Genomic DNA, 8,825 nt, shown 5'->3' with positions numbered 1-8,825 from the left:
GAGGAACGACGGCAGCAGGAACGCGTCGCCGATGCGCGCTGAGAACGCACCATTGTTCGCGGCGAGCAGGAAGCCGGCCAGCCCGGCGAGCAGCCCGCTGAGCGCGTGCGCCTGCACCACCCGGCTCCGGATGGGGATGCCGGACAGCTCGGCCGCCCTCTCTTTGGCGCCGGTCATCAGGATCTCCCGGCCCAGCCTGCTGAAGCGGAACAGCACCCCCACCGCCAGCACCGCGACAAGGGCGAGCGGTACGACGAGAGGGATGTGCGGGCCGCACAGCTCCCCCATGCAGTAGTCGGCGAAGGTGTCGTTGCGCAGCGCGTCCATGCCGGCGGGCCGGCTGCTGAAGGCGACGCCGTCGGTGAACCTGGTGTAGAGGATCGTGATGAGACCCACCAGGCCGAAGTCCATCGCCAGCGTGACCACGAACGAGTTGACTCCCGTACGCGAGATGATCAGCCCGGCGAGCGCACCGAGCAACATGCCCACGATCAGCCCGATCACCAGGCCGGCCACCAGCGGCACGCCGAGCCGATCGTAGGCCAGCCCCATGGCGAACGCGCTCATCGCCGCCATCCGGCCGACGGCCATGTTCATGTGCCCCAGCGACAGCACCGCCAGCTGAGAGAGGCCGACCACCGCGTACACGCTGATGTCCGACTGCAGCGGCACGAGCGTGAGCGTGGTGTCCATGAACGCCGGCCGCAGCGCGGTGAAGAGAGCGGCCAGGGCGATCAGCAGGACGAGCAGCCCGAGGCGCGGGTTCGCCCACAGCGGCATCCTCGACGGCCTGCGCGGTCCCGCTGCGGGAGTCTCCGGCGGCGGCGTCCGCGTACTCACCGGACTCTCCGGTCGTCGATCGCGTCGCGGTCCCACTCGATGCCGAGCCCAGGAGAGGTCGGCGGCAGGGCGTGCCCGTCGACGATCTCGATCTCCCGCCGCGTGATCGCCCTGAGCTGGGGGATGTGCTCCAGGTAGCGGCTGTTCGGCACCGCGCAGCAGAGGCTCACATGCAGCTCCATGAGGAAATGCGGGCAGACCGGCACGTTGTACGCCTCGGCCAGGTGGGCGACCTTGAGCCAGGGCGTGATGCCGCCGATGCGCGCCACGTCCACCTGCACGATGCCGGCCGCCTGCCGGTGCAGGTACTCGCGGAACTGCGCCACGGAGTAGAGCGACTCGCCGACCGCGATGGGGATCGAGGCTGACGCGGCCAATGCCTGGTGCCCGGCGACGTCATCGCCCGGCAACGGCTCCTCGAACCAGTAGGGGTCGGACGGTTCGAGGAGCCGAGCACGCCTGATGGCCTCGGCAGGAGTGAGCGACTGATTGGCGTCGAGCATCAGGTCGAAGTCGGGCCCGACCGCCGCGCGGACGGCGGCCAGCCTTTCCGCGTCCTCCACGGGAGAGCGGCCGATCTTGAGCTTGGCTCCGCGCCAGCCCGCGGCCTGGCCGGCCTTCGCGCCGGCGATGAGTTCCTCGGTCGTGAGGTGCAGCCAGCCGCCTTCGGTGTCGTACAGCGGGATGCGGTCCTTCGCGCCTCCCGCGAGGACCCACAGCGGCTGGCCCGCGTCCTTGCACCGCCAGTCCCACAGGGCCGTGTCGACGGCGGCGAGAGCCAGGGAGGTGATCGCCCCGACCGCGGTCGCCCGAGTCGCGGCGAACAGGTCATGCCACACGGCCTCGACCCGGCGGGCGTCCGCGCCCGCCAGCCTGGGCAGCAGGTTGTCGCGAAGCAGGGCGAGCACGGCCGTGCCGCCGGTGCCGATCGTGTACGTGTAGCCGGTGCCGGTGCCGCCGTCGTCGGTGTGGACCTCGACAAAGACGGTTTCCTGCTTGATGAACGACTGGACGGCGTCCGTGCGTACGGTCTCGACCTCGAGGTCGACGAGGTACGCCTCGGCGTGAGTGATCGCGGGCAAGGGAGGCTCCTCCTGGGCTTGTGGGGCTACTTGCAGGACAGGTATTGGCTGTCGAACGACTTCTTCAGCCCGTCCGTCTTCGCCTGCCGGTCCGTGTCGTAGGTGCCGATGTTGTCCTTGGTGACGACGAAGGAGCCGGAGTCGATGATCACTCCCGGCTGCGTCATCGTGCAGCCGCCCGCGAGCTTCGTCAGCGCGTACGACCCGACGGACGCCTGGCCGACCGGGTTCTGCAGCACGGTCGCGGCGACCGAGCCGTCCCTGATGCCGGCGAGGATGGCTTTGTCGTCGTCGATCGCGACGACCTTGATCGGCAGCTTGGACTGCTTGACGCCCTCCGCGGAGGCGACCGCGGGGTTGTAGGCGGTGTTGACGATGCCCTGGATCTGGTCGCCTTTGGCGGCGAGGAGGTCGGCGACGGCCTTCTGCGCCGTCTGCAGGTCCTTGTCCACGTCGGTCACGGTCTGCAGGAGCTTGACCTTCCCACCGGTCTCGTCGACCGCCTTCTGCACCCCCGCGATGCGACGTTGGGTGTTGGAATCCACCTTGTTGCCGGTCAGGTGCACGAGGTCGCCCTGGCCGCCCATGGCTTCGATCGCGGCCTGCGCCGCCTTGTAGGCGGCCAGCTGGACGTCGGTGGACAGGCAGAAGTCCGCCTTGTCGACGTCGCCGGCCGGGCAGGACGCCAGCGAGGCGACCGGGAAGCCCTGCCGCTTGAGGTCCTCGAAGGTGGCGTTGATGTTCTCCGGGGAGACGCCGAAGACGCCGAAGGCGTTGTAACCCTGCGCGGCGAGGGACTTCAGCACATCGTTCTGCTTGGTCTGGTCCCAGTCCGAGGTCTCGTTGAAGGTGACGTCACCGACGCCCAGATCGCTCTTCGCCTTGGCGGCCGCGTCCTTCCACGGCTGGAAGTAGGGGTGTGCCCCGCCGGGGACCAGGGCGATTTTGACCTGGTCAGGCGTCCGGGTGAGCGCACCGGCCGTCGCTGTGTCGTCGCTCTTCCTCGTGCAACCGGCGGTAGCGGTGGCGGCGAGCGCCAGAGCGGCAGCCAGCCCGCCGAGCCGGACCAGGGGTCGTTGATTCATGACCACGCCTCTCAAGGATCGTGGATCCTATAGGATGTTTCCTGGAGGTATAGTCCGTGCCTTGTCAGGACGTCAAGACTTAACATTCGAGTAATGCGCGGACTTCGTGGGAGGATTTGGCCCGATGGCACCCACCGAACCGATCCGGCTCAGGCGGTCGACGCTCGGCGATGACGTGTACGACACGCTCAGAGCGCGGATCCTCGAGCACAGCATGCAGCCCGGCGACCGCGTCAACATCGACGCGCTGGCCCGCGAGCTTGACGTGTCCCAGACGCCGATTCGCGAAGCCCTGGCCCGCCTCGAGGCCGACGGGCTGGTCCGCAAACGCCCTCTCGTGGGCTACACGGTCAGCCCGCTGCTCACCCGCGCCGAGTTCACCCACATGTTCGAGATGCGGCTGCTGCTGGAGTGCGCCACCGCGCGATGGGCCGCCGAGCGGGCCACCTCAGAGCAACGCGAGGCGATCGCCGCGGAGGCCGCCACATCGATAGAGCAGGAGCCGGACGACCCCAGCGGCTGGCGCTGGCACGCGGCCTTCACCACCCATGACGCCCGGTTCCACGACCTCATCGCCGAGGCTTCGGGCAATCCCCTGCTGCGCGACGGCCTCGAGCGTTTGCATGTCCACCTCCACCTGCACCGGAGATACTTCCCCTACGCCCACGCCGGCACGACGATCGAGGAGCATCATCGGATCGCCGCGGCCATCGAGGCCGGAGACCCGGACGCGGCCGAGGCAGCGATGCGGGGACACCTGACCAAGGCACGCGAGCGCCAGCTGACAGCCTTCGACTGACGCCTCCCGGCCGGCCCGGTCGCCGGTCCCTGAGCGGCACCTTCCACCGGCCCTGCTGTCGCCGGGTCGGGACGTCCCTCGGTGCACCGATCTCGGACGGCGGTGGACCGGCCGGGGCGCCTCCAGGCACCGCACCGCACCGCGCCGCCGCCCGGCCGAGGCCGAGCGGCGGGCTTTCGAGGTCAGCCGTAGAGGCGCTTGGCGTAGGCCTCGCCGTAGTACGTCTCCAGCTCCTCGAGGCTCTCCGTCACTGTCTGCACGTCCTTGACGAGTTTGGCGTGGGACGGCAGGGCGGCAGGGTTCCAGCTGTCCGGCTTCCAGAGGGAGGAGCGCAGGAACGACTTGGCGCAGTGGAAGAAGATCTGCTCGATCTCGACCACGAGCGCGAGGTGCGGGCGGTGGCCCTTGACGATCATCTCATCGAAGAACGGGGCCTCGCGGACGAGCCTGGCCCGGCCGTTGACGCGCAGGGTCTCGTTGCGACCGGGGATCAGGAAGATCAACCCCACGTGCGGATTTTTCAGGATATTCGTGAATCCATCCGCTCTGCGGTTGCCCGGGCGGTCCGGGACGGCGATGGTCGTGTCGTCGATGACGTGGACGAACCCGGCCGGGTCGCCCTTGGGCGAGACGTCGCAGTTCCCGGCGTCGTCGGACGTGGCGATCAGGCAGAACGGGGAGGCCGCCAGCCACTGCCGGTCGCGCTCGTGCAGCCGTACGCGCTCCTTGGTCGCCGCCCTCGGCATGACCTCACCGAGCAACTCGCGCAACTCCGCCTCGGACCCGATCTCCGTCCAGCTCATCTGCTCTCCCTTCGGGGTTATCACCATTTTGTCAGGGAGCGCGGCTCGAAATCCGTGACGTTTCGCACAGTGAGACTCCCCACTCCCGCCCAGCGTGCGCCCACGCTCGAGCCACAGGCAGTCAGCGCGGGCTACCGGACCCGCTCGGGGCAGGCTCGACCAGGTTGCCCGCGCTCAAAGCCGCCGCGCGGGGCGGCGGCGTGGCAGGGGTGGCAGGGCGGCCCGGGATGGCGGGGGGATGCCGCGGCGCAGTGGTGTAGTGAGGGGCGGAAGCTACCAGCGGCGGGCGTGGAACATCGCGGTCAGGTACGCGTCGCGTTCCGCCGTGAAGCGGGCCGGGTCCATGCCCTGGCGCTCGGCCCGCAAGTGCAGCATCGTCAGCTCGGTCGCCGCGTGCTGGTAGTCGCTCATGGCCCGGCCGAGCCCCGCTCCCCTGGCCCACTTGCGGGCCGCCTTGCGGCCCGGCAGGGTGCTCAGCATCCGGACGTCGGCCGGGGTGACCAGCCCGGTCTGCTCGTAGCCGGGCAGGTAGACGCCCATCCTGGCGACGAGCTGGCGGCGCTCGACGACGGTCACGACGATCAGCAGCACGAGCGCGGCCATGATCACGAGGTACGCCACGCCCAGCCAGGTCAGCGAATTGGTGGTGGCGGAGCCGTTCCAGAGGCCGTGCAGGAAGACCGCGGCCAGGTAGCCGAGCGGGATCGCGGCGAACCTGGCCGGGGTGCGCCGGGTGAGCGCGTACGCGACGCCGAGGCCGATCATGGACGTGTAGATGGGGTGGCCGAGCGGGTCGATGAGCCCGCGCATCACGAACAGCTGGACCGCCCCGCCCGCGCCGTCCGTGCCGTACGCGAGCAGGTAGTAGCCGATGTTCTCCACGGCGGCGAAGCCCAGGCCGGCCATGGACGCGTACACGATGCCGTCGGTCAGCCCGTCGATCTCCTGCCGCCTGCGCAGGAGCAGCAGCAGCGCCGAGCCCTTGAGCGCCTCCTCGATCACGGGGGCCAGCAGCACCGTGCCCACGTCGTTGACGACCGCGGCGCCGAGCCCCGCTTTGACGAACAGCGCCTGCCCCACCATGGTCAGCGCGACGCCCAGCACGATCGCCACGCCCGCGCCCCACGCGAACGCGAACGCCAGGTTCAGCTTGGGCTCGGGCTCCAGCCGGTCGAGCGAGAGCACGGCCGCGAGCAGCACCGGCAGCGGCGCCACGGCCAGCAGCGCTGACAGGGCGAACCCGATGGGCCCGCCCGACAGCAACATGGCGGCCAGCGCGAGCAGCGCCAGGGCGCTGGAGACGACCAGGCCGATCAGGAGGGCCACACTGGGACGCTGCGCTGTCATCGTGATGCCTTTCTTCTCCGCCGGTGCGCCCACTATGCGTGACGCCGATCTACAAGTGCTTAACGGTCACTTGATTCGCGGTAATACGGATCTGCCACGACAGGCTCACCGTCGGCGTACGTGTACACCTCCTGACCGGAGACGAACACCCGCAGCGCCCGGCTCATGACGTCCAGCGGGTCCCCCGACCAGATGACCACGTCGGCGTCGAGACCGGGCTTCAGCGCACCCACCCGGTCGTCGATGCCCATGATCCGGGCCGGGTTCAAAGTGATCGAGCGCAGCGCCTCGGCCGGGTCCAGGCCCTCCTTGACCGCCAGCGTGGCCTGGTGGACGAGGAAGTGGATCGGCACCACGGGATGGTCGGTGGTGATGGCCAGCTTCACCCCGGCCCGTGCGAGGATGCCCGGGTTGCGCAGCGAGCGCTGGCGCAGCTCGACCTTCGAGCGGGAGGTGAAGAGCGGGCCGATGATGACGGGGATGTTCCTGGCGGCCAGAGTGTCGGCCAGCAGGTGACCCTCGGTGCCGTGGTTGATGATCAGGCGGTGGCCGAACTCGTCGGCCAGCCGGAGCGCGGTGGCGATGTCGTCGGCCCGGTGCGTGTGCTGACACCACGGCAGTTCGCCGTCCAGCACGCGGACCAGGATCTCCAGCGTGCCGTCACGGTCGAACGGCTTGCCTTCCGACGCGGCAGCCGCCCGCCTGGCCTTGTAGTCCTGCGCCTTCATGAACGCGTCCCGGATCACCGCGGCCACGCCCTGCCGGGTGGAGGGCAGCTTCTTCTGGTCGCCGTACACGCGCTTGGGGTTCTCGCCGAGGGCGCTCTTGACGCTCGCCGGCTCCTTGACCAGCATGTCGTCCACGGTCCTGCCCCAGCACTTGATCGCGACGGTCTGCCCGCCGATCGGGTTGCCGGAGCCGGGCTTGATCACCGCGGTCGTCACGCCGCCTGACAACGCGTCGGCGAAGGCCAGGTCGGCGGGGTTGATGGCGTCGAGGGCGCGCAGGCGTGCGCCGTTCGGGTCGGTCATCTCGTTGGTGTCCTGGCCGGCCCAGCCCTCGGCCTCCTCGTGCACGCCGAGGTGGCCGTGGGCCTCGACGAAGCCTGGCAGCACCCAGCCGCCCGCGGCGTCCACGACGGGGGTCCCCTCGGGCACGGCAACGTTCCGGCCGACCGCGGTGATCTTCCCGTTCTGTACGAGCACGGTGCCGCCGTCGATGGGGTCGCCGTCGATCGGCACGACATATCCGCTGGTAATGGCAAAATTCATGACTTGTAACTTATCGGTCGGCGGGGTAGCAGCCTCAGATGGCCTCAAATCTGTACAGACGCCGCCGTTCGACGACGTCAAGGTCAGCCTGGACGTGGGGCCGATCGTGGACGGCGACCACGTTGCGGCGAGGTGGACGTTCAGAGCTGGGGATAGGCTGACATATCCGCATTTGCACGGGTTGTTCAGGGAGAACGGCGAATGTCGCAGGAGTACGGGCTAGGCACGGGCCCGGCCCCCCGGTCGCTCAGCGACGAGGAGCTCTCGAGCCTGCTCTCCGGCCAGCGGTTCGGCTCGCTGGCCACGAACAAGGGCGCCGGCGACCCCCACCTGTCCACCGTCATCTACACCTGGGACCCGCACCAGCGCGTGGCGCGCATCTCCACCATCGCCGACCGGCTCAAGGTCCGGCAGCTCCACAAGGACCCGCGCTGCGCCCTCTACGTGGCCAGCAACGACTTCTGGTCGTACGCCGTGGCCGAGGGCGAGGCGGAGCTGTCGCCGGTCAGCACGGAGCCGGGCGACGAGGTGGGCATGGAGCTGCTCGCCATGCAGGAGGGCATCGAGGACCCGTACACCTTCCTGCGCCAGATGGTCGAGGACCGGCGGCTGGTGATCAGGATCCGGGCGGCGCGGCTGTACGGGACAGCTCTGTCCGTACCCTCCTGATGGCACGGTGCCGGTTGTAGGCCACCGACGCGATCACGACCAGCACGAGCCCCAGGTCGATGCCCGCCGACCAGCGCATGGCGTGGACGTGGTGGCCTCCCTCGGCGGCCGCGAAGAAGACCGCGCCGATCACGGCCACGCCGCCCGCGCCCGCGAACTGCTGCGCCGTGCTGAGGATGCCTGACCCGATGCCGGCCTGGTGCGGCGCGACCTCGACCAGCGCCGCCCCGATGAGCTGCGGCAGGACCAGCCCGTTGCCCGAGCCGACGAGCATGAGCGCGACCATGACGTACGGCAGGCCGAGACCGGCCGTGAAAACCAGCAACGTGAGGCCGAGCCCGGTGACCGTGCCGCCGACCATGACGACGACCAGGCCGTACCTCCTGACCAGCCGCGTCCCCAGGATCGAGGTCACCGAGAACAGCACCCCCATCGGCGCGAACGCCAGCCCCGCCTGGAAGGCCGCCAGCCCGAGCCCGCCCTGGAGCAGCAGCGTCAGCGTGAACATGAACGACGCGAAGTACGCCATGAACGCGACGATCGACCCCACGCCCGCCAGGTAGGAGTGGACCTTGAGCAGCGCCAGGTCGAGCACCGGCCGGCCGCCGCGCGCCCCGAGCACCCGCTGCCAGCGCCAGGTCAGCGCGAACACGGGAACGGCCGCCGCCATGCTGACCCAGGTCCAGGCGGGCCAGCCCAGGCTGTTGCCGAGGCCGAGCGGGACCAGCACCAGGGCCAGCCCGACGGCCAGGCCCGCCGCGCCCGGCAGGTCGAGCTTGGCGCGCCGGGCGGTCTCGACCTCGGGCAGCAGCCAGACGGCCAGCGGCATCACGATCAGGCCGACGGGCAGGTTGATCAGGAAGATGATCCGCCAGCCGAGCCCCAGCACGTCGGTGGTGAGCAGCAGGCCGCCCAGCACCTGCCCGGCG

At 69.8% G+C, this 8,825-nt stretch carries 9 protein-coding genes; 2 read left to right on the top strand and 7 right to left on the bottom strand.

Annotated features, from left to right (window positions below; genetic code table 11):
• From AB0J09_RS46865 to AB0J09_RS46855, 3 genes are all read right to left on the bottom strand, one after another.
• Window positions 1–840, bottom strand: an 840-nt coding sequence (locus AB0J09_RS46865) for a hypothetical protein (protein WP_360706534.1), incomplete at its 3' end; no start/stop codon positions are given.
• Window positions 837–1,922: a mandelate racemase/muconate lactonizing enzyme family protein gene (locus tag AB0J09_RS46860; RefSeq protein ID WP_360706531.1), complete on the bottom strand. Its 1,086-nt coding sequence runs from the start codon at window positions 1,920–1,922 to the stop codon at window positions 837–839. The genes AB0J09_RS46865 and AB0J09_RS46860, both read right to left, overlap by 4 nt.
• Before the next feature lie 26 nt (window positions 1,923–1,948).
• Complete coding sequence (locus AB0J09_RS46855) at window positions 1,949–3,007, bottom strand: sugar ABC transporter substrate-binding protein (protein ID WP_360706528.1); 1,059 nt, start codon at window positions 3,005–3,007, stop codon at window positions 1,949–1,951.
• Window positions 3,008–3,131: 124 nt separating this feature from the next.
• On the opposite strand from AB0J09_RS46855, the gene AB0J09_RS46850 reads away from it, so the two are divergent.
• Window positions 3,132–3,806, top strand: coding sequence for a GntR family transcriptional regulator (locus AB0J09_RS46850; RefSeq protein ID WP_360706525.1), 675 nt, complete (start codon window positions 3,132–3,134; stop codon window positions 3,804–3,806).
• 182 nt (window positions 3,807–3,988) lie between these two features.
• Here the strand turns inward: AB0J09_RS46850 and AB0J09_RS46845 are convergent, their stop codons facing one another.
• The 3 genes from AB0J09_RS46845 to AB0J09_RS46835 all read right to left on the bottom strand — a co-directional run bounded on the left by AB0J09_RS46845 (window position 3,989) and on the right by AB0J09_RS46835 (window position 7,227).
• Window positions 3,989–4,609: a pyridoxamine 5'-phosphate oxidase family protein gene (locus tag AB0J09_RS46845; RefSeq protein WP_360706522.1), complete on the bottom strand. Its 621-nt coding sequence runs from the start codon at window positions 4,607–4,609 to the stop codon at window positions 3,989–3,991.
• A 273-nt stretch (window positions 4,610–4,882) separates the two neighbouring features.
• Window positions 4,883–5,956: a PrsW family intramembrane metalloprotease gene (locus AB0J09_RS46840; protein ID WP_360706519.1), complete on the bottom strand. Its 1,074-nt coding sequence runs from the start codon at window positions 5,954–5,956 to the stop codon at window positions 4,883–4,885.
• Window positions 5,957–6,015: 59 nt separating this feature from the next.
• Window positions 6,016–7,227 (bottom strand): amidohydrolase, encoded by a 1,212-nt coding sequence (locus AB0J09_RS46835; RefSeq protein ID WP_360706517.1) that lies wholly within the window; start codon window positions 7,225–7,227, stop codon window positions 6,016–6,018.
• A 201-nt stretch (window positions 7,228–7,428) separates the two neighbouring features.
• Between AB0J09_RS46835 and AB0J09_RS46830 the strand changes: the two genes are divergently transcribed.
• Window positions 7,429–7,896 (top strand): PPOX class F420-dependent oxidoreductase, encoded by a 468-nt coding sequence (locus AB0J09_RS46830; protein WP_360706515.1) that lies wholly within the window; start codon window positions 7,429–7,431, stop codon window positions 7,894–7,896.
• On the opposite strand, the gene AB0J09_RS46825 is transcribed toward AB0J09_RS46830, so the two are convergent.
• A partial coding sequence (locus tag AB0J09_RS46825) for an MFS transporter (RefSeq protein WP_360706512.1) occupies window positions 7,844–8,825 on the bottom strand: 982 nt, incomplete at its 5' end. The genes AB0J09_RS46830 and AB0J09_RS46825 overlap by 53 nt on opposite strands.

The sequence above is a fragment of the Nonomuraea sp. NPDC049784 genome, assembly GCF_040659615.1.
GTDB lineage: Bacteria > Actinomycetota > Actinomycetes > Streptosporangiales > Streptosporangiaceae > Nonomuraea.
This window is presented reverse-complemented; position numbering and strand designations above follow the sequence as displayed.

What these genes read in the sequence shown, in the direction of transcription:
- AB0J09_RS46855 (WP_360706528.1), bottom strand. Translation starts at nt 3,007, where the DNA reads ATGAATCAACGACCCCTGGTCCGGCTCGGCGGGCTGGCTGCCGCTCTG.
- AB0J09_RS46850 (WP_360706525.1), top strand. Translation starts at nt 3,132, where the DNA reads ATGGCACCCACCGAACCGATCCGGCTCAGGCGGTCGACGCTCGGCGAT.
- AB0J09_RS46845 (WP_360706522.1), bottom strand. Translation starts at nt 4,609, where the DNA reads ATGAGCTGGACGGAGATCGGGTCCGAGGCGGAGTTGCGCGAGTTGCTC.
- AB0J09_RS46840 (WP_360706519.1), bottom strand. Translation starts at nt 5,956, where the DNA reads ATGACAGCGCAGCGTCCCAGTGTGGCCCTCCTGATCGGCCTGGTCGTC.
- AB0J09_RS46835 (WP_360706517.1), bottom strand. Translation starts at nt 7,227, where the DNA reads ATGAATTTTGCCATTACCAGCGGATATGTCGTGCCGATCGACGGCGAC.
- AB0J09_RS46830 (WP_360706515.1), top strand. Translation starts at nt 7,429, where the DNA reads ATGTCGCAGGAGTACGGGCTAGGCACGGGCCCGGCCCCCCGGTCGCTC.